This is a genomic window from Litoribacter populi (assembly GCF_007483685.1).
GTDB classification, from domain to species: Bacteria; Bacteroidota; Bacteroidia; order Cytophagales; family Cyclobacteriaceae; genus Litoribacter; species Litoribacter populi.
The window spans coordinates 1-24897 of sequence record NZ_VMKN01000002.1; the positions used below are offsets into that span (position 1 = coordinate 1).

Below are 24897 nucleotides of genomic sequence, written 5' to 3' on the forward strand. Positions count from 1 at the left end.
CCCGAAAGATCGAATCCCGTTCGACTTGCATGTATTAGGCCTGCCGCTAGCGTTCATCCTGAGCCAGGATCAAACTCTCCATAGTAAAGTGTTTTTCGATGGTCTTAACCCATCATTGTTTCTTGCCTGGATCCAAGCATATTATGCTTGGATGTTTTGTCGTATTTTGTCTTACAGTACTTCAAAGAACTTCTCGCCGGACGTTTCCGGCAAATGAGGTTAAATCATCAACCTGTGGGTTTTACAATGCCATTCCTGCTGAACGGGTTGCAAAGGTAACTCCTTTTTTCAAACCTGCAAAATTTTGGAGAATAAAATTTGTAATATTTTTATCCGCGTTTTGCAGTATTTCAATTTTTCCGCCAGTGGACTTTTCCACTGAACAACCCTTTTTCCGATTGGGTTTGCAAAGGTGCAACCCTTTTCCTAAACTACCAAATCTGAAAAGGAATTATTTTACAAATTCTTAAATCAAACTTAATGTTTATTACACTATCATAACAATAAGGCAAAGTAATTGCAAAATCAATAATGATTCAGTGTATATCAGAATTTCAATAGAACAACAAAGGGATAAAAAAACTCTTACATCAAATAAGGATGATGTAAGAGTTTTTGTGACCTCGTCAGGATTCAAACCTGAAACCTCTTGAGCCGTAATCAAGTGCTCTATTCAGTTGAGCTACGAGGCCATTCCGTTGAACGGGAATGCAAATGTAGTTATTAAATTTAAATCTGCAAAGACCAAACACAAACTATTGATAAAAATTCCTATCCATATATTAGCGTTAAGAATAATTAAGATAAAAACAGAATGTTATCCATGAAGTTTTTCTAATTTAGCCCGCTGAAATTTATTAGACTCCAATTCTTTCATGAAAAGACTTACCTTTATTTTATTTGCCCTATTAATAACATCTTCCTCTCTGTATGCTCAGGAAAGAGCCCGAACTCCTATAGGAGGAAGACCTGATGTAAAAGGCGACCTGTTCCTTGATTTTGGTTTTAATCTATTAAACAATAGACCAACAGATTTGAACACCAGGTTTTTTGCCTCTCGAACCTTTAATGTATATTATCAAAGACCATTTAATATAGGTGAGAACACCGGGCTTACTTTCAACCCCGGAATTGGCCTTGGTTTGGAAAAATTGTCCTTTCAAAGAGACCAAATGCTGATCAATGACCCGGAGAGAGGGCCTAATTCCAGCGAACTTGTGAATATTACAAGTGTATATGGTGAAAATATATCAATAAACGGCCACACTACCGCTGCTAACTATATTGACATCCCGTTGGAATTACGATACCACCTCAATAAAACTGATTATAGCAAAGGATTTAGATTTGCTGTAGGTGCTAAAGTCGGGGTTCTGTTTGATGCACACTCAAAAGTATCATTTGAAACCGAGGAAGGCTTGTCAAGAACAGTAAAAGACAAACAAAACCTAGGCTTCAGTCCAATTAGATATGGGGTATATACGCGGGTCGGTTTTGGAGGCTTTAACGTATGGTCTTATTACGGGCTTAATTCAGTATGGAGAAACGAACAAGGACCTTTTAATACTGAAGCCAATCAGTTTAACTTCGGAATCTCTGTGGCATTATTCTAAAAAGAGAACCTGACGAAGTAAAAAAAAGGAGCGACTAAATCGCTCCTTTTTTTATTTGCCTTGAAACTCAGGTTTTCTTTTTTCTAAAAACGCCATAACCCCTTCTCTAAAGTCGGAAGAGCTACCGGCCTTTTGTTGATAAACGCTTTCCAACTCCAATACCTCTTCCAGTTTCATCCCTGTGGATTGATTAAGCATTTCCTTAATTAGACCTATTGCATAGGTAGGGGCAGTGGTGTAATAGTCTACCATTTTTTGGACTTGAACATCCAGTTCCAATGCAGGGACTGATTTATTCACCAAACCTAGGCTTTCAGCCTCTTTTCCAAAAACTTTTGCGCCAGTTGTCGCAATTTCAAATGCCTTATAAGAGCCCAAAGCTCTAGGAAGGAAAAAAGTAGATCCTGCATCCATGATAAGGCCAATGTTTACGAAGATCTCGGCAAGATAAGCTTCATCTGAAGCAATGATCATATCACAAGCTAATGCCAAGGAACAACCGGCCCCTGCTGCTACACCATTAAGTTTGCAAATAATTGGCTTACTAAGAAAACGCATTTTTAGGATCAATGGATTATAGTATTCCTTAATGATTGACTCGAAAGGCACATTACTTAAGTCCCCTCCTACTGATTTGAGATCTTGCCCGCTGCTAAAAGCTTTATCGTAACCGGTAAGCACAACACATCTGATTTCGTCTGTCTTTTCAATTGTCTTGAATGCTTCCAATAATTCGGATAGCATTTCAGGATTCAGCGCATTATAAACAGTTGGCCTATTGAGTTTCAATTCGACATATTGTTTATATTCTGAATAGATGATGGTGTTATATTGCATAATGTTCAGTTAAAAAGGTAGATATAATAACCAATGAAACAAATGGAAAATCCAAGTAGGAAGCCTCCAGCCACTTCCGCGGGCTTGTGTGTATTAAGATAAAGCCTAGAGGACATTACTGCTCCACAAAGTAAAATAGAAAATATTAGGGGATAAAGTAGTCCGTCAGAATTATACTTCATATGAAGTACTATGACAAATGCTAGCAATCCCGCAAGACCTGTTGTATGAGCGCTTATTTTCCAAAAGGCTGTAATAACGGTCAATATAAGGATGCAGAGGGTAATAAGCCCCAATGTATACCCAATAAGTTCATCAAAATCCATTCTAAAATAAAAAAAATAAGTGGTCAAACCATAAAAAAGCGTAACCATCGAGAACGGGAATACCCGGTCCTCAATGGTTTGCATATGAATACTTTTGATAGCCTTGGTAAGCCGCATACCTATCACGCTGATCAAAGGAATGACCAAAGTGGTAAGCACAATAAGGTATAGAATTGTACTTTTTGCTTGTAAGGGTACGCTTGTGGCTTCAGGGATTAGGTAAAACACAAAAGCGAATACTACCGTGGGAACCAACAACGGCTGGAACACTACGGATAAAATCAGCGCAAGAGTTCTAATCACTATTATAATTCTTTTCTTAATCGGGCTACAGGTATCTGCAATTGTTCCCGGTATTTGGCCACAGTCCTTCTTGCGATATTATAACCTCTTTTATTTAGCAGTTTCACAAGTTTATCATCGGACAAAGGCTTTCTTTTGTCTTCATCACTCACCATCTTATTCAAGACACTTTTCACTTCCCTGTTACTCACATCCTCACCACCTTCAGTAGCAATTCCTTCTGAGAAAAAGTACTTTAGTGGAAAGACCCCAAATTCTGTTTGAATAGCCTTACTATTAGCAACCCTGGAAACGGTAGAAATATCCATATCAATCTTTTCGGCGATATCTTTCAGAATCATTGGTCGCAATTTGGCTTCATCCCCTTCAACAAAGAATTCACTTTGGTAATCTAGGATAGCTTGCATAGTTCTTAATAATGTTTGTTGCCGTTGTTTAATAGCATCTATGAACCACTTGGCTGCATCTAGCTTTTGTTTTACGAAAGTAACAGTCTCTTTGAGTTTCTTATCCTTTTTATCACTTTTATCATAAGCATCAAACATATCCGTATAGGATCTGCTTACCCTTAGATCCGGAGCATTTTTGGAATTTAAGCTAATTTCGAACTTCCCGTTGACATTGTTGAGGATAAAATCTGGTATGATATATTGTGTTTTCATCAAGCCCTCCGACACCCCTCCAGGTTTTGGATTAAGTCTTGTAATCATGTGGATCACATCCTTAAGTTTGGTCTCATCGATACCACATTTCTTTAAAATTTTATCATAATGCTTTTTGGTAAACTCCTCAAAACAATTATTTATAACTGTAAGGGCATACTGTACTGTCTCGTCTTCTGGATGTTCTTTACGCAACAATTGTAATGTCAAGCATTCCTGAAGACTCCTTGCCGCGATTCCAGCAGGGTCAAAAGATTGAATTTTTCTCAATACTTCCTCTACCTCATCAATATCGGTCTCCACATTTTGGCTAAAAGCCAAATCATTAATAATTGCCTCTAAATCTCTTCGAATATAACCGTCATTTTCAATACTACCGATAAGCTGTTGGCCAATCATTCTTTGATTGTCGTCAAGCCTCATAAAATTCAATTGAGAAATCAATTGCTCATGTAGCGAAGTACCACTTGATAAAGGAATCTCCCTATCCTCATCATCGGGACTGTAATTACCGTCCCCTTGCATTTTATAACCTCCATAATCATCTCCGAGATAATCATCTAGGTTCAAATCACTCTCCTCTTTACTTCCTTCATTTTCATAATTATCCTGCATCTCTTCATTGGAATTGTCATCATCCTTACCTTCCTCCAATGCTGGATTAATCTCTAACTCCTCCTCAACCCTGGCTTCCAACTCGGCAGTCGGAACCTGCAACAACTTAATGAACTGTATTTGCTGTGGAGACAGCTTCTGAGATAATATCTGATTTAAATTCAGTTTTTGCATGTGCGTATGCTAATAGAAGTTATTAAAAATTGGTTACTCGATACAGATTATAACAGGGCTCTCTTTTACATATGTAAATTTAGGAAATTACCCCAAAATTTTGATAAAAAGCTTATTATATCGTTTTTTTGCATTCCTTTAATCACAAAGGTAATCACTTATTCAGTTTTGATTGGACACTTTAAATAAATTACCTAATGGCATTTAACAAGCGCATCAAAATTAAACATCTGCTAGACAGCGGAAAAGTCGGCGAACAGGTAACTCTCATGGGCTGGGTAAGAACCAAGAGAAGCAATAAAAATGTAGCCTTTATTGCTTTGAATGACGGCAGCACCATCCATAATTACCAAGTAGTAGCTGACCCCAATGCCATTTCAGAAGACATTTTGAAAAAAGTTACCACCGGTGCTTGTATCAAAGTACAAGGTGAAATTGTAGCATCACAAGGATCAGGCCAATCCACAGAATTGACTGTAAAAACAATTGAAATATTAGGTGAAGCAGACCCTGAAAAGTACCCCCTACAGCCTAAAAAGCACAGTTTAGAGTTTTTGAGAGAAATTGCACATTTAAGGATGAGGACCAATACTTTTGGTGCAGTCTTTAGAGTGAGACATGCCTTGGCTTTTGCTGTCCATAAGTACTTTAATGACAAAGGTTTTTTCTATATCCACACCCCCATCATCACGGCTTCGGATGCCGAAGGAGCAGGTGAAACATTTAGGGTGACCACCTTGGATTTGAAAAACCCTCCGTTGGATGAAAAGGGAAATATAGACTACAGAGAGGATTTCTTTGAGAGAGAAGCCAACCTTACAGTATCTGGACAGTTAGAAGGGGAACTGGCTGCCATGGCACTTTCTGAAATCTACACCTTTGGCCCAACATTCCGGGCGGAAAACTCCAACACGACACGCCATCTAGCGGAGTTTTGGATGATTGAGCCTGAAATGGCATTCTATGATGCCGAAGACAATCAAGATTTGGCCGAAAACTTTCTTCAGTATGTTATTTCCTATGCTTTAGAATATTGCAAGGATGATTTAGACTTCTTGGACAAAAGAGCCGCTGAAGAAGATGCTGGTAAAAAAGCAGATCAAAGAAGTGATATGGGTCTTTTAGAGCGCCTTCAATTTGTTACCCAAAACGATTTTGAAAGAATCACTTACACCGAGGCAATCGATATTTTGAGAAACTCAAAACCTAACAAAAAGAAGAAGTTCAACTATTTGATTGAAGAGTGGGGAGCAGATCTTCAATCCGAGCATGAAAGATTCTTGGTAGAAAACCATTTCAAAAAACCAGTCATCTTGACCGATTATCCAAAAGAAATTAAGAGTTTCTATATGAAACAAAACGATGATGGAAAAACAGTAGCCGCTATGGATATATTGTTCCCAGGAATCGGCGAAATTGTGGGTGGAAGTCAAAGAGAAGAGCGCTTGGACAAACTCACCCAACGAATGGACGAGCTAGATATCCCCCAAGAAGAAATGTGGTGGTATCTGGAAACCCGTAAATTCGGGGCAACTCCGCACTCGGGGTTTGGACTAGGCTTCGAGAGGCTTGTCCAGTTCGTGACAGGCATGGGCAATATCCGAGATGTTATTGCTTTCCCAAGAACACCTGGAAACGTTGAGTTTTAACAAAAATAAGCCACAATTGACATTGTGGCTTATTTTTTGACCTTTTATAAATTTTTATGAATAAATTTAATAATGGAAAAATTTTTAAAATTTCTCAAAACTGAAACTATTGGGGGATTGATAATACGGTTTTCGTTGGCCGGACTCTTATTATTCGGAGGATTTACAAAATTTACACTTATTGGAGCTGAAGGCTATAGCTTACAAGGTGCCATATTAATGGCAGGGATAGAGACTATCAGCAGCTTTTGTCTAATTTATCATTTCCGCAATCCCTTGATGGGTATAGTTGGTGGCCTGCTTGCACTTCTTAGTGTCGTAGTGAGATTCATATTTACTCTATACTGGATAAGAACTGAAGTGTCAAGCATCAACTCATTTTTCGAGTCATTTAATATAATGACCTTAATTTTTAACAATGGCATGTTCCATATTTTCCTACTAATAGGGGCAGCAGTGTATTGCATTGGCAATAGCTACAAGGCATATATTACAGAAAGAATCACGAAGCCTTGGCCACATTAATTTCCTTTATGAAAACGAAAGGTTTTCTTTTCTTGAGTATCCTTATCGGTAACACTTAAGAAATAAGGCCCTGGTTGAAGCCTGTTGATCTCAAAACGATATAATCCTTTCTCAGGAATTTGAAGGTAATAATTTTGCTTATTGCCAATTAAGCTGTAAATCTCAAATTCAAACTTTCGGTCTAATGAATCGGTTTGAAAATATATGAAATCTGTGGCAGGATTGGGGTAGACTTTATCATGAGAGAAAGTCTTGTCATCTAACGAAGCAAATAGGCTCGTCGAAATTGCGAATGTAAATATTAAGAAGAATTTTAGAAAGTAGATTTTTACCATAGAATATATTTTGCTCAAATGGAGCAAAAAACCTACCAAATGAAATAAAAATCAAACTATTATGACAAACCCAAATTTTTATATGTTTCCGGTATTTTTTCAATGACATCTGAGGCGATAGTCCCCCTCCGAAGCGTTTCACCTGCCAATTGCCCAGCTAGTCCATGATGATAAACTCCACACAATGCCGCATTTTCCACACTATAGCCCTGGCCTAAGTAAGATGCTACCACACCCGTCAGCACATCACCTGTGCCACCGGTAGCTAAAAACTGGGAACCAGTAGGATTAAAGTATTGGACTCCCTTGGGAGTAGTAATAAGACTATGTAGTCCTTTTAAAATTAACACACAACCATAAGTTTGACTGAATTCTACTGCTTTTTCGATTCTGCCTTCTGGGTATTTAACATCGTCCCCCACCATTCTTTCAAACTCTTTCAAATGAGGAGTTAAAATCATTTTATCAGTTATCAATTCTTTCAAATCTTCTCGCTCGGAAATTATGTTTAAAGCGTCAGCGTCTATCACCATTTTTCCCTTATAGGACTGCAGAATTTCCTTCAAGGCAATCGCAGTTTTATCATTTGTACCCATTCCGGGACCTATAGCCACGGCATCATACTTATTTAGACTTTCTGGAGTAGAATCTAGTAGATCCATACCCGCACAAGTTTCGACCATCACTTCATGAAGACTCGACTGAATGATAGGCAATCCAAACCGAGGCACAAAAGTAGAAACTAATCCACTGCCAGTTCTCAATGAAGCTTTAGCTGATAACATAATTGCACCTAGCTTACCTAAGGAGCCTCCTATAAGCATCACCTTGCCGAAATCCCCTTTATGGCTGGCCTTATGAAAAAACCGATGCCTTTCTGAAATATCTTTCTCTTCAACAAAATACCTTGAAGATTTATATCCTTTGAAATATTTTTCATCAAGACCTATATCTTTCACAACCAATTCTCCTACGTAAGCAGCATGCTCAGGGAACAAGGCACTAAGTTTGGGAGTTTGAAAAGTAACTGTGAAATTTGCCTTAAAAGCCTCCCCTTGTACTAACTTATCCGCCGGTAAGCCAGTTGGCATATCTACCGCAATACGGGTAATTTTTTGTTTATTTAGACATCTTATCGCTTCAAGATAGTTCCCTTCCAATGGCTTATTCAAACCTATCCCCAGCATAGCGTCAATGACCACATCACATTGAAACTTATCCCAATCAACCTTTTCAACTGGTTTATTAACAATATTGGTAGGCAAAATACTTAGATTGGAATTATAATCTGCTGTACCCTCATGTGAATCACCTAAGGTAAAAACGCAAACAGGATAGCCTTGACGGGATAATAGTCTAGCTATAGCCAAACCATCACCACCATTGTTACCAGTCCCACAAAAAACAGCTATGTTTTGCCTTCTGTTGAAGTTCTGCATATACCAGTGGCAAAAAGCCTCAGCTGCAGTCTCCATAAGTTCTAAGGAAAGAATTCCTCTATCTTCCAAGTAAGATTCTTCGAGGCCTTTAATCTGTTGGGCGGATAAGATTTTTAACATTGCAAAAAAGTTTTTTTGTCCAGATGCCCATAATAAATCAAAAAATGAACCAAACAAAAAAAGCCGATTTTTCAATCGGCTTTTTTTGTATTAGATAGTTTAAATCGCTATTAATCTACTCGACCTACTGCGGCATAAAGAACTCTTCTGGCGTCAACTTCTCTTAGTTCAAACTGAACATCAGAGATTGGACCCATTTTAACTTCTCTATCAGCTTTCATTGAAATTGTAATCTGATCTCTTTCCGCCTCAGACAATTTGTCTCTTTCTTGGTTTACCCACTGAGCGATGTCATTGGTACCGATGAGAACATCGTTGGCCTGAATTCTAGGCTCTGTACCATATCTGCTAGCATCCTTAGGTGCACCAACATACAGGTAGGAAATCAAACTTTTCTTTTCAAGTTTCTGAAGCTGTGTCGCCTGAGGGATTCTTTGCTCCACTAGGATCTCTTGCTCTCTCAATACGGTGGTTACCATGAAGAAGAACAAAAGCATAAAAATAATATCGGGCAAAGCTGAGGTAGGGATATTCTCCGATACCTTATTCTTTTTCTTAAACTTTGACATATTAGTTTCCTCCTCCTATTTTATCAGGTTCAGCAATAGAAATCGCCATAGGGATTCCTTCTTTACCTCTGTCAATTAGCTCCTTTTCTGCGGCATTTCTTCCGGAAAGGGCTCTATATTGATCGGCGGTAATACCTACTCGCTCTGCATAGATTTCAAAATAAGCTCTTTTGGCAATATCGAGAACTTCAAGATAACGCTCATAGCTAGTACCCCTGTTGGTTTTGATGGAAATTACTGCTCCACCAGCCATTGGGTGATCTGAAGATCTGCTGTCTCGTTCAGCTTGATTTCTTAAAGATGCAGGCAAGCTATTGAACAATGCTTGTGCCTCTTCATCCGGCGCACCGAAATTCAAAAGAAATGACTTGATTTCATCTGATAAACCAGCGGTTGTCTGTCTCACTTCTCCTTCTACCAACAACTGATCGTTAGCATTAACAAGAATGTTGAAGATATTACGCTCGTTCAATTTAATTTCTGGCGGCGGCTGATTTGGATCTTGCTTAGGAGGAAGGATGTTCAAAACCCCCTTGTCCGAAGCAATCGTCGTAGTGACCAGGAAGAAGATAAGGAGCAAGAAGGCGATATCCGCCATAGACCCTGCATTCACTTCCTGAGCCATTCTGCCTTTCTTTCTTGCCATTATTTAATAATTTTATTGATTTCAGTCACTATAATCCCCAAGATTGCGAAGCCGAATAGGAAGTAAACTGTGATCAGAATTCCACCTACCAACTGGGACAATGCCGGAGTCAAGTTGAATGGTGCCGCTGCATATCTTGGTATCACTTCGCTGTCAGCGATGCTGTAAGCAATGAAGAATAATACAAGTAATGCTACGATACCTATTCCTGTTTTTATTAGACTTTTTGGATTATCTAATGATTTGATCAAAGGCATGACAAGAGCTGCCACCACTCCAACCGCAATCAAAAGATAACCTACATATAAGAAAATATCCGTAGTATCCATATTGATTTGATTCTTAAGTTATTGATAATTTGAATAAGTTACAAGATTAACTAGGATTATCTAGTCAACTTGTACTTCACAAGGATATCTACCAATGTGATAGAAGCATCCTCCATATCATTAACCAAAGAGTCGATTTTAGCTACGCAATAGTTGTAGAACAACTGAAGGATAATCGCAACGATCAAACCAGCAACAGTAGTCAAAAGGGCGATTTTAATACCACCAGCCACAAGGGAAGGAGAGATATCACCCGCTGCCTCGATAGAGTCAAATGCACCAATCATACCGATTACAGTACCCATGAAACCAAGCATCGGAGCCAAAGAGATAAATAGAGAGATCCATACTAGACCTTTTTCCAATCTACCCATTTCTACTGATCCGTAAGCGATAATGGATTTTTCTACCATGTCGATACCTTCGGAGTATCTCATCAAGCCTTGAGTAAAGATAGAGGCAACAGGACCTTTAGTGCTTCTGGTCACGTCTTTGGCGGCTTCGATTCCACCTTGCTCTAATGCTTCCTCAACTCTAGCCAACAATTTCTTGGTGTTGGTAGTAGAAAGGTTCAAGGTAATGATTCTCTCAAGCGCTACAGCAAGACCCAAAATCAAACAGATCAATACTGGAGTCATGAAAGTAGGATCACCTTCGATAAATTTGTCTTTAATTACTTGGTGGAATCCTCTATCTTCTTCGATGACATCATCATCTGTAATAGCCGGACTGGTTTCTTCCACCTGAGCTTCTTCTTCCTGTACTACTTCAGTAGTATCGACTACAGCTGTATCTTGATCAACTGCGTCTTGAGCTTTCGAGATCACCGGATTCATCAGAATTCCGGATAGCATGAACAAAGCGATTAACTTTCTCATAATTTGGTTTTTAATAGACTTTAAATAAAGGTTAAACGGTTTCTAATTGTAATGATTTAATTTTAAAGTTATCATTTTTTCCATTCAAATAGCAAAATTTGTTACCATTAATTTCAAAAATAATATCTAATTCCTCCACTTTCGATTCTTGGCACAAGCTAAAACATCTTTTCTAATATCTATAAAGCTTTTTATGTAAAAGGAATCGTAGTAAGTTAAGCGGAGGATTTCATTTATGCTATTCTATCAACTTCAACAATGAAACTGGAATAAAGCTAGAAAACATCATTGGGGATAGGTATGCAGAGAGGAAGGGATTCGAACCCTCGATACCCTTTAGGGGTATACACGCTTTCCAGGCGTGCTCCTTCGACCGCTCGGACACCTCTCTGTATTTGTGTTGCAATCGTGGCAACAAATAAATATATTAATTTCCCCCCATGCAACATTTTCTCCCCTTAATTATTTAAAAAAATGCCTTTGAACGGATTTAAAAGAATGACAAAATTTTACCTCCTTGATGATCAAGCTCTTAAACAAGCCCCATTTTCAATGAAAATTCCATTTCTTATCCCCCTAATTGCTCGTTAAAGACATTTCTCCTGCTAATGGGGTCACCAGCTTTCTCCTGATCTCCTGCTCACTGGTCTCGTTCCCTAGCAGGTACATCATTTTCGTTACTGCGGCCTCCGTCGTGATATCACCACCACTTAGTACGCCTACCCTTTTGAGGTCTTTACTGGTTTCATACCTCCCCTGGATCACTCGCCCCCCATTACATTGGGAAACATTGAAAATATGGACACCTTTCTTCATGGCTTTTTCCAGGGTTTTGATAAACCAACTCTCACTTGGACTGTTGCCCGAGCCGTACGTTTCCAAAACAACTCCTCTCAACCCTTCAATATTAAAGCAGCTATCAAGCACCTTTTGGGTAATGCCCGGAAAAAGCTTAATCACCATTACATTGTTATCCATTTTACTGCTATAGCTAAGGCTTCCGCCCTCCTCAAATGGTCTGATGGCAGCAAAGTTATAGTCGATCACAATCCCTGACTCTGCCAAAGCTGGATAATTTTCAGACTCAAATGCATCAAAATGTACACTCTGAACCTTTTTTGACCTATTGCCTCGAAGCAACATGTGATTAAAGTATAGGCAAACTTCCGGCACAATTGGATTTCCGTTGGCCTTGGAAGTAGCAATTTCCAAACTCGTCATCAGATTTTCCCGGGCATCTGATCTCATGGCTGATATCGGCAATTGGGCACCAGTGAAGATGACAGGTTTTCTCAACCCCTTAAGCATGTAACTCAACATAGATGCCGAATAGGCCATGGTGTCTGTGCCGTGGAGCACCACAAAACCATCATAGGAATCGTAGTTCTCATATATTATATAAGCCATGTCAATCCAGTGTTGCATATTGACATTGGAGCTATCAATCGGCTCAGGGAAGGATATCACTGTAATGGCAATATTCATATGGGTTAGAGTCGGGATTTTCTCTAAAATTTGTCCGAAATTAAACGGAACCAATGCTCCGCTTTCATCATATGCCATACCCAAAGTTCCTCCCGTATAGATTATCAATACGGAGGATTCTATATCGCTTTTGGCTGCTGTATTGAGCCTTACTATCTTATAATTCATGATTTAACAGAGCTAAAGAGTTCTTCTGTATTTTGGGTGGTTACCTCTGCCACTTTGTCGAGAGTGTTTTCGGTTAAGTCTCCTACCCTTTGGGCAATGATTGGAATGTACTCTGGAGAGTTTCTCTTGCCCCTATACGGCACCGGGGCCAAATATGGCCCATCAGTTTCCAAAATCAATCTATCCAAGCCCACTTCTGGCAAAACTTTGTCCAACCCACCATTCTTAAAGGTTGCCACACCGCCTATTCCCAGCATAAAACCCAGGTCCAAAATCTCTTTTGCTTGCGTCAGGTTTCCCGAAAAACAATGAAATACACCGGTAAGCCCTTCCTTAAACTCTTCCTTCACCACCTGTATGGTCTCATCAATAGAATCCCTGCAATGCAGCACTATTGGGTATCCTTTATCTACTGCCCATCCAATCTGAATCCTCAAAGCCTCCTTTTGATGTTCAAAATAAGTTTTGTCCCAATATAGGTCAAGCCCAATCTCTCCCACTGCTGCAAATGGACGCCTTTTCAACCAGTCTTCCATCACATAAAGCTGCTTTTCAAAATCTTTATCCACATCGCATGGATGTAGGCCCATCGTAGGGATGCACACCTCAGGATATTTTTGCTCTGCCTCCAACATGGCATCAATGCTCTCCACGTCGATGTTAGGCATATAAATTTTATTTACCCCTTTACCCAGACAACTTGCTATGACCGCATCTCGGTCTGAGTCGTATTTTTTGGAATAAATATGGGCATGGGAATCCACTAGGTACATAATAGGTTTATTTTGGGTTATTGAATGGATAGGTCCTCCCTTTCCAAGTTATTTTAGCAGGCCAAAAATAGTACACTATTGTTGACCATGAAATGATTAAATAATAAAATTCAAAGAGCAGTAAGCTACTTGCGGCCAAACGTGTATTTGTTTTTAATGCAAAATACCTTAAAAATACCCCTTGGATAAATATCTTTAAGCCCCAAACCACCCCGCCTATGAGAGTGGATTGCAAAATCAGAAAGATGATAGATGGAAAAAATAACACTTGAATTGCCAGTAAGGCTTTCCAGAAAATACCCAACCCCATAGCTCCACGCATCCAACGTTTTCGTTGCTGCAACAAATCTTTATAACTTGGGATCGCATTGGTAAGAACCAAACTTTGCTCCGAAACCTGATGGATGCTTTTATACCCAAAGGATGAAAAGGCTTTGGCCAGCTCAAAATCTTCAGTTACGGAAAATGGCAGGCTTTCAAAACCTCCCACACTTTCATATGCCTTTCTGCTTACGAGCATATTATTTCCCATCGATGTGACATTATTATTAAAGTCAACCATTACCTTAACCATACCTAAAGTCAGCCACCAATCCAGAGATTGAAGTTTCCCAAATAAGCTAACCTCCTCCAAAGTAGTAATCCCAGTAACTAAAGATGCATTGGCGTCCAATACAGCACTCACCATTTCCTTAGCCCATTGGGACCCAACCCTACAATCTGCATCAGTGAAAAGTAAAAAATCCCCTTCAGCCAGCTTTGCCATTTGGGCCAAAGCATTAGCCTTTCCATTCATATTGAAATTATCAGGAGAGGGCAAAATGTTCAGTAACTCCCAATTTCTTTGAGACTCTGTCCAACCTTGCATGATATTGCCGGTATTGTCAGTGGAACCATCATTACCTAATATCACTTGAATTTTGTCGTGGGGATATTCCAAACGTGCAACTGCTGCCAAGCAATCTTGAATATTTGCCTCCTCATTTCTGGCTGGCACCAGAATGCTTATGCTAGGCCATACTTTTTTATAAGATTTTACATGGTTTTTAAACCTGAAGGCCAAACAAATGAAAAGCAATATGAATTGAATAAGTAAAAAAGCAACTATAAAGCTGGCCACCCAAATCATAATGCATCGAACTCAAATCCCTTATCGCTCAATTGAAATAACACCTGCTCTAAAATATAGGGAGTCTTTTTAGCTGTCTTTTCCTGGTCATGAAACACTAACACACTACCGTTTTGGGTATACTTCACTGTTTTTAAAATGCTTTTTTCTACAGAAAGACTTTGGGAATAATCACCGGAGAGCACATCCCACATGACGATTTCGTGAAATTCTCTCACGGCTTTCCATTGCCTTTTTTTGATCTTCCCATAAGGAGGGCGAAAAAAAATGACTTTTTGCCCCAAAAGATCCTCTAAGTAATTTCTTCCCTTATGTACATTCTCAAGATACTTTGATGCTCTTGTCCACAGCCCATTCAAGTGATTGAAGGTATGGTTGCCGATTGTGTGTCCTTGGTGTTGCACTTCCTTAGCCAAAGAAGGATTTTTGGAGGCATTTGCCCCCACCATAAAAAATGTGGCTTTTGCCCCGAATTTTTCCAATACCTCCAGCACCCCGTCAGTGACTTGAGGCACGGGGCCATCATCAAAAGTCAAATATACTTTTTGATGCTCGCCGCTCTTCCGCCAAATGAATTCCGGAAAGGTTTTTTGGACTCGTTTGGGCACTTTATGGATAAACATGCCAGGGAAATAATTATTTAAATCTCAAACTCATCAGGGTAATGTCATCCTGACGATTTTTACCATTGGAAAATTCCTGTAAATCCTGGAGAAACTTGTCGTGGAATTCAATTGGGTCCATACAAAGATTTTCCTTTACAAACTCCCCAAACCTTTCGTCTCCATATTCTTCATCCTCATCATTAAAAGTTTCAGTCAATCCATCAGTATAAAGATGCAGGGTAAAGCCCTTAAGTCCGTCCCTTTTTCCAACTGAAAGAAACGGTAACTCCTCAAAAGCACCCAGAATAGTAGTGCCCGCCTCGAGCGGTTCAATTTTCTTCTCTCCTTCCCAACAAAGAATCGGAGGATTGTGTCCTGCATTTACATAGACAAGCTCTTGCGTCTTGTAATTATAATACCCCAGAAAGAAAGTGATAAACCGCTCCCCTTTGGTGTTTTCAAAAATGGTATAATTCAATTGGTGTACTATCATTTCCAAATCAGAACTACTTCGCAAAAGTGTGCGAAGTGCTGCTTGGAAATTTGACATCAACAACGCTGCAGGCATTCCTTTACCGCTTACATCAGCTATACAGAAAAAAACCTCGTCTTCAGATTTTTTGACAAAATCATAATAATCTCCCCCTACAGTACTGTGGGGCACATAGGTGACTTTTGCCTTCAATCTATCTGTTTCGGGAAGTGATGAAGGGAAAAGCATGCGTTGTACATTGCTGGCAATCTCGATTTCCTTCTTAAGCCTCTCCTGTTCAAGTTGCTTTCTTGCAAAACGTTTATTCTCCAAGGCCACCACCAGAATATTGGTCAAGGCCTGGGTATAATCCATGTCTAGCTCCCCATCTTTTCTTTTCAGTAGAAGGATTGCTAGCATTTTGTCTTTATGATATACTGGGATATAAAAATCGAGTTCGGAAAAGGAATATTCCTCAGGCATCACTAAGCTGAGTTTCCCCATTTCCTTGTTGTCTTCTACATCTCGGTAAGGAATAAGTTGCGGGATTTTCTCTTTAACGCCATGTGAAACCCTCGCCTCGAAACCATCCTGATTGGCCACATATAGCACCAATGACTTAATATTAAGATGGACAAGGGTGGTGAATTTATAGATATTCAATAGAACTGACTCAGACTTATTTTCATTAATAGCCTGGGTAATTTCCAACAGAGCTTTAAGTTCAAGCTCTTTTCTTTGAAATTTTACCGTTTCAGCTGTCAGTTCCATAAAGGGGTTATTCTCGAGTATTGTGATACATTAGACCTTTCTTAGTGGCAAGGTAAAAGTATTCCTTTCCATCTTGTAAAATATCGGCCTTTTCAAACATTTCACTGTCCGGCTCTATCATACATTTGATGTAGCCTTTCCCATAAAGTTGTTGCAAGATAGCCAAAAGCTGTTCATCATCCCAACCCATGGCCTCCTTTAAGTAGGCAAATGATTGTACAAAATACAGCTCGTCCATAAGATCAAACTCAGCTTCAGACATGTTGTTTTTCATCTTTTAACGTGGGAAATACCGCTCTCCCTTTCCAATATAGCGTTGTAAATAAAACCTTCCAAACTATCAGAAGGGTATAGACTGGATGAATTGCACTTGCTATTAGGAGGGTGGATTTGGGAAATTGAGGCAGGTAGTGATTAAGCCCCTTTCCTAAATAATAGCAGTCAGCCAAGCCTTTGAATATCCAAATTACAAAAAAATATCTTGAATTTTCATTCAATGGAAAAAGTAAACTAAAAGAAAACAGAAATAATATAGAAAAAACTGTCATAATCATCGGTGGAAGCTTATCAACCCAATTTTTATTTACACTCCATTTGCTAGCCCATCTAGCCCTTTGGACAAGAAGGCTTTCCCAACTGGCCTCGGCTTTTGTTTTCACAAGCAGATCTAAGGAAGGATCCCAAAGGATGGACTCCGAACCCCAATTTCTTTCTATTTTCTTTAGCAAAAACTCATCATCACCACTAAGGATATCCTTATTATCCTCATACCCCCCCACCTCTAAAAATGCCTCTTTTTTATACCCCATATTGGCAGCGCTGCACATAAGGGGTTTCTTTACCGCAAAACCAAAATTGGTTACTAGCAAGATACTCGCCCATTCACCAAGTTCAAACTTACCCAACCAACCGAACCCCATAGTAGGCAAAACAGGGCCACATACCATTTTCACGTTTTGGAATTCAAATCGGGCAGTCATATATTTCACCCAATGTTTAGGCAAAATGCAATCTGCATCCGTCACCAAAACCACATCATGTTTAGCTTGAGCTACTCCTAATTCTACTGCATCTTTTTTCCCAATTCCATGGCTATCAATAACCCTCCAATCAGTTAGGCTTCTTCTTTCAATCTCATTTTGAAGGAAAAGATCACCGCTGTCTGTACTTCTGTCATTCACAAACAACACCTCTGCTGGCTCATTTTCCTCAAGGCTATCAATTAATGTTGGAAGATTATAGAGTTCATCTCGGAAGGGAATCACAACAGTTTGTTTGTGACCGCTTCCTCCCGAGTGAATCCTCAGAGATTTTCTGGGCCATTTGGACGCCAAAATCCCAAGGACCAGAATGTAAATAAAAATCGCACCTATATATAATATGAGCATTGTTAAAAAGTGAAGGTTCCCTTTCTACCTATTTTATAAAGCTGCAGACATGAGAAAATCATGCATTTATGAAGGCACATCATAGGAATTGCATTAAATTGCGACGATGGTCAAATTAGCGAAATTAAAACCGAAAGAAAAAATAATCCTTGGCATTGACCCAGGCACCAATGTAATGGGTTATGGACTGTTACTGGTAGAAGGCAGTAGTTATAAGATTTTGCAATACGGAGTCATCCATCTGAAAAAATACGGCTCCCATGAGTTGAAGTTGAAAAAGATCTTTGAGCGGGTCACTGGAATCATTGATGAATTTCTTCCTGATACTATGGCATTGGAAGCACCTTTTTTTGGGCAAAACGTACAATCCATGCTCAAGCTTGGCCGTGCCCAAGGGGTAGCAATGGCCGCAGCTTTGGCTAGGGACATCCCAATTACCGAATATTCCCCTAAAAAGGTGAAGCAATCCGTAACGGGTAATGGTAACGCATCAAAGGAACAAGTGGCTCAAATGCTGAAAACCTTGCTTAAGATCGAAGAATTGCCAAAACTACTGGATGCGACAGATGCCTTAGGCGTGGCCCTCTGCCACCACTTCCACGAAGGCCGCCTTCAATCCCGCGGCCGCACCGCCGGCTGGAAGTCATTCTTGGAGGAAAACCCGGACAGGGTGAAGTAAAGGGACGCCGAGTTTCGCAGATTTTTAAATGGAGTTTCGCAGAGTCTGTTCTACCCCAAAAACTCACTTACTTTTTAAAACCCTCCTAATTTCTGATTTTAAGCTTTCGACTTGGAAATTCAACAATAACCCAACTTTGCACCCCGTCAACTTTAAATAAGTTAAAACCTGAGCAACATGGACTTCTGTTAATTTCTCAACTGCTTTAACTTCTACAATCACCTTGCCCTCAACTTGCAAATCGAGACGATAACCATGTTGCAACTCAAGCTTTTTGTAGGTTAAAGGCAAAATTTTCTGCTACTCCACTGACAATCCCTGCTCAATTAACTCATATGCAAGGCACCTCTCATATGTGCTTTCTAAAAGACCGGGGCCTAATTCTGAGAGCACTCTAAAAGCACAAAACAGAATCTTTTCTGTGATTTTATCTATTTTCATTATACCTGCTAAAAAATTTAGATTAAAAAACTCAGTGCTTCCTCTGTGCTCTACTCAGTGTCACTCTGTGAAAAAAATCTGCGAAAGGGCTCTGCGAAACTCTTGGCTAAACTCTGCGGAACTCCGCGTACCTTTGTTTATAAAGCTTCCCTAATCCGCTCCGCAATTTCCGCCAACTCATTCTGCTCGAGCTTTAACTTCGGGCGGGTGAAGTTGATATCGTCCATGGTGCGGAGGGGGACTAGGTGGATGTGGACATGGGGAACCTCCAAACCGATTACCGCCACCCCTACCCGGGTACACTTGATAGACTTGTCTATTGCCTTGGCCACTTTTTTGGCAAAGACATTTAGTCCCGCAAGCACATCGTCCTCAAGGTCAAAAATATAATCCACTTCCTGTTTGGGCACTACCAACACATGTCCTTTAACAAGGGGCTGAATGTCGAGAAAAGCAATGTAATAGTCATCCTCGGCCACGATATGGCCTGAGATTTCTCTGTTGATGATTTTAGTGAATATTGATGCCATAGTTTTATTACAAAAAAATCCCGGTTGAGCTACAACCGGGACATGATCTTAATAATTAATTTCCAATACTTCAAACTCAACAGTACCTGCAGGTGCGTTGATTTGGGCTATTTCACCCACCTTTTTACCCATGAGGCCTTTTCCAAAAGGGGACGCCAATGAAATCTTGTTTGCTTTCAAATCTGCCTCTTCCTCCGAAACAAGCATATAGGTTACGGTCATACCGTTTTTGACATTCTTGATCTTTACGGTACTCAAGATACCTACCTTGGAAGTATCCATTTTGGAATTGTCCAACACCCGGGCATTTCCTACTACTTCTTCAAGCTTCGATATCTTAAGCTCCAAAAGACCCTGGGCGTCTTTGGCAGCATCATATTCGGCATTTTCACTCAAGTCCCCTTTGTCGCGGGCCTCGGCAATCTGCTTGGCAATATCATGTCTGCCTTTTGTCTTCAACTCTTGAAGTTCATCCTTGAGTCTCTTCAAGCCTTCTTCAGTGTAGTATTGTATTTTTCCCATGTCTATTTTTGAATTACTATGGCTATGAAAAACAAAAAGAACGGTCTCATTGCTGAAACCGCCTTTCCCTAAATTTCTTATAATCTGTATTACAAAGGTATGGTATTAGTAACGTATAAGCAATTTTAAGGTTTAAAAAGTAGTTTCAAAGCCTAATCTCACCCAATTGAGCAACCAATGGCCTCAAAGCTTCCCTATCCATTTTGTCTTTACTTTCCCGAATTCCTTTAAATCGAAGCATCAACTTATAAACAAATCCAATCTTTTTAAAATCAATTTTACCGTAAATCTTATAATAGCCTTTCAACCCGTTCCTGACATGCTCTGGTATCAAAAGATAGGAGGCCTTAGATTCCTCAGAATCCGAAGGAGACATTCCAACCACCAATAAATACACATCCTTTTCCTTTAGCTGATCCCAATTATCAACAAGAAACTTCATGCCCCCCACTTCCCCTACATAGATTGAACTACAAACTACAATCCTGTCGTAATCCTGCAGCTTGCCAGTGTCAATGTCTTTCATAGCTACAAGGTCACCCTTACCCAGATCTTCCTGCAGCCATTCAGCATACTGCTTGGCACTGCCAAATTTGGTTTGATATAGAATTAAAGTTTTCAAAGCATATTTGATTTTTAGTTGAACTTTTTCTTGTCAGGTGACTGATGTCATAAAACCAAAAACTGTCATATCAGCTGTGTATCAATCTAATCGATAAACATAGAATTTTCTATAAGTATCATTGCTGACAGGTCTTATCTAAATAAATCCTTACTTTTTACCTTAACGAGATAATGCTTTTCGTAGTTTTTTCTCTAGGTAAATTGAAGTGGAAAGCCTGCCTTTTAACTGCAAATTGAAATTCTATATAATGCTTAAAATACGAATGATGAAAAAAATGAATTCCTACCAAGCAATCCCATAATCCTCTCCATGGTTACTACTTCCACCCCAGAAGGTGCCGTGCTCCCAATCAAACCAGATTGCATTGATCGGGCCAGAAGTCCTCTCTTGGAAATCCATTTTAAAGCCTCGCTTTTTCAGGTCATTTCTTATCCAATTGGGAGTCTCGGAACTCAAGGTAATGGCTCCCGGCTTGCTCTCATGGGCGCCAAAAGAAGACTGCATCTGATAGCTGTTGATATTGGCCGCCTCTGCAGCTTCCTGCACGTTCATATCAAACTCCACCACATTAAGGAAAAATTGCAGCAGGTTTTGATCTTGGGTATCTCCACCTTGCACGGCAAAAGAAAGGAATGGCTTACCATCTTTCAAAGCCATGCTTGGGGTCAAGGTTACTCTTGGGCGCTTACCTGGGGCAAGTACATTGTACGGATTCAGCTTTTCATCCAGCACAAAACTCTGCATCCTTTGACTTAGACCAATTCCGGTTTCCCCCGCAATCACTGCTGGCACCCAGCCTCCACTTGGCGTAATGGATAAAACCCAACCCTCTGCATCGGCTGTCTGAACAGTGGTGGTCCCTAACAGAAACTCTTGCAAGAATGGATCTTCCAATCCCGAAATAGGTTTTCCAGGTTCATGGAAACTCAAGGACTCACCCCTTTTTTCCAATAAATGCTTATAAGGGTTCGATCCCCCCTGAAAAGGATAAGGCTCCCCTGGCCCCATATCCTCCACATTGTTCTCTTTAATCAATTTAGACCTTTCCTTAGCATATGCTTTGGAGAGAAGTCCGTCCATAGGGCTATAGGGTTCAAAATCTGGATCTCCATAATAAAAATCCCTGTCAGCAAAGGCTAAACTCATGGTTTGATAAATGGTATTGATATAATTAGCTGAATTATACCCCATTTTTTTCAAATCAAAATTTTCAAGGATATTCAAGGACTGAAGCAATGCCGGCCCCTGCGTCCATTCTTTCAATTTGAAGACATCAATCCCTTTATAATTCACATGCAATGGATCCTCGATTTTAACCTGCCAGTTTGCAAGGTCTTCCATTTCAAAAAGCCCCCCCTGTACCTGAACGCTCCTTACGATTTCTTCAGCGATGTCGCCGGTATAGAACCTGTCATATGCCAATTGAAGCGCTTCCTTCCTGCTTTTCCCTTCCTCCAAAGCCTTTTGCTCTGTATCCACAAGCTTTTTCAAGGTTTGGTAAAGATCCTCTTGCACGAATATTTCCCCTGCCTTCGGAGCTTCTCGTTCTTCACCCAAATGAGGCAAAAAAACAGCTTTGGAGTAAGACCAATCTTTGATTTTATCTTTGTTGGCTTCAATTTGATTGGCCGTTTGCGCTTCTATAGGGTACCCTTGTGCCATCTGCATAGCGGGAGCCAATACTTCCTTCAGGCTCATAGTCCCATATTCAGCAAGCATGGTAATAATACCGCCAAATGTCCCAGGAGTAGTAGCTGCTAAAGGCCCAAAAGCAGGCGGGTATTCCATATCGTTTTCTTTGAAATATTCAACTGTTGCCCCTGATGGTGCTACTCCTAATGCATTAATACCAAAAACCTTCTTTTGCTTCGGATGATAGATCAGGGCCTGTGTCTCCCCTCCCCAGCTCAACACATCCCACATTGTACAAGTGGCCGCCAACATAGCACATGCCGCGTCCACTGCATTGCCCCCTTTCTGAAAGGTCATCGCTCCCGCTGTAGCAGCCAGAGGTTTTCCAGTGATTGCAACCCAGTTTTTACCATGTAAAACTGGCTTTTGAGTAGTTTGGGCATTTAGGTTAAACGTAATGATAATTAGAAAGACTGATAAAAATTTCTTCATGGTTATATTTAAGGTAAGCGAATATTAGTACTGAAAAGATAAGAATTGAATTATTCGGAAGGCTCTGGCCAAAGTGGCTCATAGCCATCAAACAATGAATTGTAAAAGCTAAAAACCATGTAAAGGCTATTGTTTTCGTTTAGGTTCAGCTTATTTGTCGATATAAACCCATGAACTTCACTCTCATTCCCTTCAAAAATCTTTATAAGCTTTTTCTTCCTCCTAGGCACTTCCAACAAATGCTTACCCTTTACATAGTAATAGATATTCTTCTTCTTGATCTCATCATCCCTATTCCCAATCATCAAAGCGGTGTTATAGTTAGCACGCTTCAAAGAAGTGACCGTCCGCCGAACTAACGGAAGCTCCCCATCAACCAAGATCTCAAAAAATCCAGAGACAGGAGCATTATCCTCCAAAAACTCCATTCCATTGACAAAATATCGCGGTACTTGGTGGACAGAATCAATCCACACCAAATTGTGCACCCGCAATCCTGGGATGGTTTTGACCTTGTCACTATTTGGGGAAATCGCCTCAAATTGATGGCTTTCTATATTATATCGCACCAGGTGATCGGTGAGAATTTGCTCATTCTTATAGAGCATGAGCGTTGTTTTGTTCCATTTTGGATCTAAATAAAAATTCCCCAATACACGTTTGGGCTCTTCCGGGATGCCATACACCATGTTTCCCCCTACAAAATTTGGGCGGTTGCGTAGCGTTTCCTGGATATTGGTAGCCCTGATCGTTTTTTGCAAACCTTCGGTCTGGCCTAGTACTGGGGAGATTATTCCGAAAAAAATCACCACATTGAATATTACCTTTTTCATATCCCTCTCATTTACATTTAAATATAAGACTTCTCATTAAAAAGTAATAGTTCGGCACACATAAAATCGTAGACCAACTAGGTAAGGAAGAATAACCTTTTATGCCTCCACCCCTTCTCCATAAGTTTTCTGTGATATACAATAAACCCTTAACTACGAGAAAACTCCAACTATCCTGGGCTATACCCACTCCGTATCCACTCCGAATCCAATCCGTACCCTCTCCGTATCCACTCCGTATTATATCATAGTGGATACGGTTTAGAAACGAGTTGAAAAGGATGTGGATTTGAAGTGAGTTTATTGCAGGGTATACTAAAACATTTCCCTGACTTATGGCAGAATTAAAGTAAACCAGGTTTTAAAGGCAGGCAGACCCACTTAAGTATAAGGTAAAAAATGTTTAGAATGCTCTTTTGATTTTTTGGGCCAAAACCTGGTTGATTTTTTCATAGGACTGGTGGGTCCAGCCAGCGACGTGGGGGGAGAAAAGCACATTTTCTCGTTGAGCTAACTGCTCGAAGGATAATTGCTGGGCTTGGGTCATGGTGCCGAATTTTTCGTTCTCCAGCACATCTAGCACAGCTCCTTTCAGGATTTTTTCCTGAAGGGCTTCATTGAGGGTATCGAAACTGATGAGTTCGCCCCGAGCGGTATTGATAAAATAGATGGGTTTTTGGAATTTCTCCAAGAGGGCAATATCGATAAAATTTCTGGTTTCAGTGGTTAGGGGAACATGAAGACTTAAAATATCGGCCTTTTGAAAAATCTCTTCCCATGAGGATTCCGCAGCATATTTGTCACCGTAAGCGGTTCGGTATTTGTCATATGCAAGCACTTCTACATCAAACCCACTTAGGCGCTTGGCAAATGCTTGCCCCATATTTCCGTAGCCGATGATCCCTACTGTTTTGCCTGAAAGTTCTTCGCCTCGATTTTCTTCACGCCTCCAGATCCCTTTCCGAACCTGTTGATCTGCTCTATTGAAATAATTGAATAATACCAAAAGCATCCCGACGGCATGTTCGGCCACTGCATCCCGGTTCCCTTCTGGCGCGTGAAAAAGTTGTACATTTTTAAAATCTAAAAAGTCTATATCAATATTGTCTAACCCAGCTCCGGCCCGGCCGATAAACTTTAGATTAGTAGCCTTTTCCAAAAGCTCCTGGTCCATTTTTGTTTTTGATCTTATGATCAGGCCTTCATATCCACCCACGCATTCTATGATGCCCTTTCGGTCGACCTCAGGCTTATAATCCACTTGATGCCCCAATTCCTCTAAAAGAGGAACAATACTCTCATGCATTTCATCAATGATCAAAATCCTCATAT

Annotated in this window: 27 protein-coding genes, 2 tRNA genes, 1 rRNA gene and 1 pseudogene; 4 read left to right on the forward strand and 27 right to left on the reverse strand. The window is 40.1% G+C overall.

Annotation, left to right across the window (positions count from 1 at the left end; translation table 11 throughout):
- The 3 genes from FPL27_RS15725 to FPL27_RS15730 all read right to left on the reverse strand — a co-directional run.
- Positions 1-85, reverse strand: a 16S ribosomal RNA gene (locus FPL27_RS15725); the annotation flags it as partial.
- Between the two features lie 156 nt (positions 86-241).
- Positions 242-379 (reverse strand): hypothetical protein, encoded by a 138-nt coding sequence (locus FPL27_RS19855; RefSeq protein WP_185974385.1) that lies wholly within the window; start codon positions 377-379, stop codon positions 242-244.
- Positions 380-618: 239 nt separating this feature from the next.
- Positions 619-692 (reverse strand) — tRNA-Arg (locus FPL27_RS15730).
- 183 nt (positions 693-875) lie between these two features.
- Between FPL27_RS15730 and FPL27_RS15735 the strand changes: the two genes are divergently transcribed.
- Positions 876-1613 (forward strand): porin family protein, encoded by a 738-nt coding sequence (locus tag FPL27_RS15735; protein WP_143962200.1) that lies wholly within the window; start codon positions 876-878, stop codon positions 1611-1613.
- Between the two features lie 51 nt (positions 1614-1664).
- Here the strand turns inward: FPL27_RS15735 and FPL27_RS15740 are convergent, their stop codons facing one another.
- From FPL27_RS15740 to rpoN, 3 genes are read right to left on the reverse strand one after another with little or no spacing between them, the layout of a single operon-like run.
- The gene (locus FPL27_RS15740; protein ID WP_143962201.1) at positions 1665-2450 is read right to left on the reverse strand and encodes an enoyl-CoA hydratase/isomerase family protein; all 786 of its coding nucleotides are present in this window, start codon (positions 2448-2450) and stop codon (positions 1665-1667) included.
- 5 nt (positions 2451-2455) lie between these two features.
- A complete protein-coding gene (locus FPL27_RS15745; protein ID WP_143962202.1) occupies positions 2456-3079 on the reverse strand; it encodes a phosphatase PAP2 family protein in 624 nt (207 codons plus the stop codon).
- Between the two features lie 2 nt (positions 3080-3081).
- Positions 3082-4530, reverse strand: a complete 1449-nt coding sequence (gene rpoN / locus FPL27_RS15750; protein ID WP_143962203.1) for an RNA polymerase factor sigma-54 — start codon at positions 4528-4530, stop codon at positions 3082-3084.
- 197 nt (positions 4531-4727) lie between these two features.
- Here rpoN and asnS point away from each other — a divergent pair, with 197 nt between their 5' ends.
- Together asnS and FPL27_RS15760 are read left to right on the forward strand one after the other, a co-directional pair.
- Positions 4728-6179 (forward strand): asparagine--tRNA ligase, encoded by a 1452-nt coding sequence (gene asnS, locus FPL27_RS15755; RefSeq protein WP_143962204.1) that lies wholly within the window; start codon positions 4728-4730, stop codon positions 6177-6179.
- 72 nt (positions 6180-6251) lie between these two features.
- On the forward strand, positions 6252-6704 hold the full coding sequence (locus FPL27_RS15760; protein ID WP_143962205.1) for a hypothetical protein: 453 nt from the start codon (positions 6252-6254) through the stop codon (positions 6702-6704).
- On the opposite strand, the gene FPL27_RS15765 is transcribed toward FPL27_RS15760, so the two are convergent.
- From FPL27_RS15765 to FPL27_RS15830, 14 genes are all read right to left on the reverse strand, one after another.
- Positions 6701-7039 (reverse strand): T9SS type A sorting domain-containing protein, encoded by a 339-nt coding sequence (locus FPL27_RS15765; protein WP_143962206.1) that lies wholly within the window; start codon positions 7037-7039, stop codon positions 6701-6703. The two genes, FPL27_RS15760 and FPL27_RS15765, sit on opposite strands and share 4 nt — an antisense overlap.
- A 59-nt stretch (positions 7040-7098) precedes the next feature.
- On the reverse strand, positions 7099-8673 hold the full coding sequence (locus tag FPL27_RS15770; protein ID WP_235893478.1) for an NAD(P)H-hydrate dehydratase: 1575 nt from the start codon (positions 8671-8673) through the stop codon (positions 7099-7101).
- A gap of 35 nt (positions 8674-8708) precedes the next feature.
- Positions 8709-9167 (reverse strand): ExbD/TolR family protein, encoded by a 459-nt coding sequence (locus FPL27_RS15775; protein ID WP_143962207.1) that lies wholly within the window; start codon positions 9165-9167, stop codon positions 8709-8711.
- 1 nt (position 9168) lies between these two features.
- Positions 9169-9813 carry an ExbD/TolR family protein gene (locus FPL27_RS15780; RefSeq protein ID WP_143962208.1) on the reverse strand — a complete coding sequence of 215 codons (645 nt, stop codon included), beginning with the start codon at positions 9811-9813 and terminating at the stop codon, positions 9169-9171.
- Positions 9813-10142 (reverse strand): hypothetical protein, encoded by a 330-nt coding sequence (locus FPL27_RS15785; protein ID WP_143962209.1) that lies wholly within the window; start codon positions 10140-10142, stop codon positions 9813-9815. The genes FPL27_RS15780 and FPL27_RS15785 overlap by 1 nt, the downstream gene beginning before the upstream one ends.
- Positions 10143-10198: 56 nt before the next feature.
- Positions 10199-11020, reverse strand: a complete 822-nt coding sequence (locus FPL27_RS15790; protein WP_143962210.1) for a MotA/TolQ/ExbB proton channel family protein — start codon at positions 11018-11020, stop codon at positions 10199-10201.
- Positions 11021-11323: 303 nt separating this feature from the next.
- Positions 11324-11411 (reverse strand) — tRNA-Ser (locus tag FPL27_RS15795).
- Between the two features lie 185 nt (positions 11412-11596).
- Positions 11597-12673 carry an asparaginase gene (locus FPL27_RS15800; RefSeq protein WP_143962211.1) on the reverse strand — a complete coding sequence of 359 codons (1077 nt, stop codon included), beginning with the start codon at positions 12671-12673 and terminating at the stop codon, positions 11597-11599.
- Entirely contained in the window at positions 12670-13446 is a 777-nt protein-coding gene (locus FPL27_RS15805; RefSeq protein ID WP_143962212.1) for a TatD family hydrolase, read from the reverse strand. Before FPL27_RS15805 ends, FPL27_RS15800 begins: the two co-directional genes overlap by 4 nt.
- A 7-nt stretch (positions 13447-13453) precedes the next feature.
- The gene (locus FPL27_RS15810) at positions 13454-14524 is read right to left on the reverse strand and encodes a glycosyltransferase (RefSeq protein ID WP_235893479.1); all 1071 of its coding nucleotides are present in this window, start codon (positions 14522-14524) and stop codon (positions 13454-13456) included.
- A gap of 47 nt (positions 14525-14571) precedes the next feature.
- Positions 14572-15198 (reverse strand): polysaccharide deacetylase family protein, encoded by a 627-nt coding sequence (locus FPL27_RS15815; RefSeq protein ID WP_143962214.1) that lies wholly within the window; start codon positions 15196-15198, stop codon positions 14572-14574.
- Between the two features lie 13 nt (positions 15199-15211).
- Entirely contained in the window at positions 15212-16417 is a 1206-nt protein-coding gene (locus FPL27_RS15820; protein ID WP_143962754.1) for a PP2C family protein-serine/threonine phosphatase, read from the reverse strand.
- 13 nt (positions 16418-16430) lie between these two features.
- Positions 16431-16697 (reverse strand): hypothetical protein, encoded by a 267-nt coding sequence (locus FPL27_RS15825; protein WP_317129453.1) that lies wholly within the window; start codon positions 16695-16697, stop codon positions 16431-16433.
- Positions 16678-17811, reverse strand: coding sequence for a glycosyltransferase (locus tag FPL27_RS15830; RefSeq protein ID WP_143962215.1), 1134 nt, complete (start codon positions 17809-17811; stop codon positions 16678-16680). Before FPL27_RS15830 ends, FPL27_RS15825 begins: the two co-directional genes overlap by 20 nt.
- Positions 17812-17917: 106 nt before the next feature.
- Here FPL27_RS15830 and ruvC point away from each other — a divergent pair, with 106 nt between their 5' ends.
- Positions 17918-18490: a crossover junction endodeoxyribonuclease RuvC gene (ruvC, locus tag FPL27_RS15835; RefSeq protein ID WP_143962216.1), complete on the forward strand. Its 573-nt coding sequence runs from the start codon at positions 17918-17920 to the stop codon at positions 18488-18490.
- A 63-nt stretch (positions 18491-18553) separates the two neighbouring features.
- Here ruvC and FPL27_RS15840 read toward each other — a convergent pair.
- The 7 genes and pseudogenes from FPL27_RS15840 to FPL27_RS15870 all read right to left on the reverse strand — a co-directional run bounded on the left by FPL27_RS15840 (position 18554) and on the right by FPL27_RS15870 (position 24895).
- Positions 18554-18931 (reverse strand): annotated as a pseudogene (locus FPL27_RS15840) (GxxExxY protein).
- Positions 18932-19068: 137 nt separating this feature from the next.
- Positions 19069-19461, reverse strand: coding sequence for an HIT family protein (locus FPL27_RS15845; RefSeq protein ID WP_143962217.1), 393 nt, complete (start codon positions 19459-19461; stop codon positions 19069-19071).
- A gap of 48 nt (positions 19462-19509) precedes the next feature.
- Positions 19510-19983: a transcription elongation factor GreA gene (greA, locus tag FPL27_RS15850; RefSeq protein ID WP_143962218.1), complete on the reverse strand. Its 474-nt coding sequence runs from the start codon at positions 19981-19983 to the stop codon at positions 19510-19512.
- Between the two features lie 145 nt (positions 19984-20128).
- On the reverse strand, positions 20129-20605 hold the full coding sequence (locus tag FPL27_RS15855) for a flavodoxin domain-containing protein (protein WP_185974403.1): 477 nt from the start codon (positions 20603-20605) through the stop codon (positions 20129-20131).
- Positions 20606-20890: 285 nt separating this feature from the next.
- The gene (locus FPL27_RS15860) at positions 20891-22732 is read right to left on the reverse strand and encodes a gamma-glutamyltransferase family protein (protein WP_143962220.1); all 1842 of its coding nucleotides are present in this window, start codon (positions 22730-22732) and stop codon (positions 20891-20893) included.
- Positions 22733-22782: 50 nt separating this feature from the next.
- Entirely contained in the window at positions 22783-23565 is a 783-nt protein-coding gene (locus FPL27_RS15865; protein ID WP_143962221.1) for a hypothetical protein, read from the reverse strand.
- 403 nt (positions 23566-23968) lie between these two features.
- Entirely contained in the window at positions 23969-24895 is a 927-nt protein-coding gene (locus FPL27_RS15870; RefSeq protein ID WP_143962222.1) for a 2-hydroxyacid dehydrogenase, read from the reverse strand.
- Positions 24896-24897 lie beyond the last annotated feature (2 nt).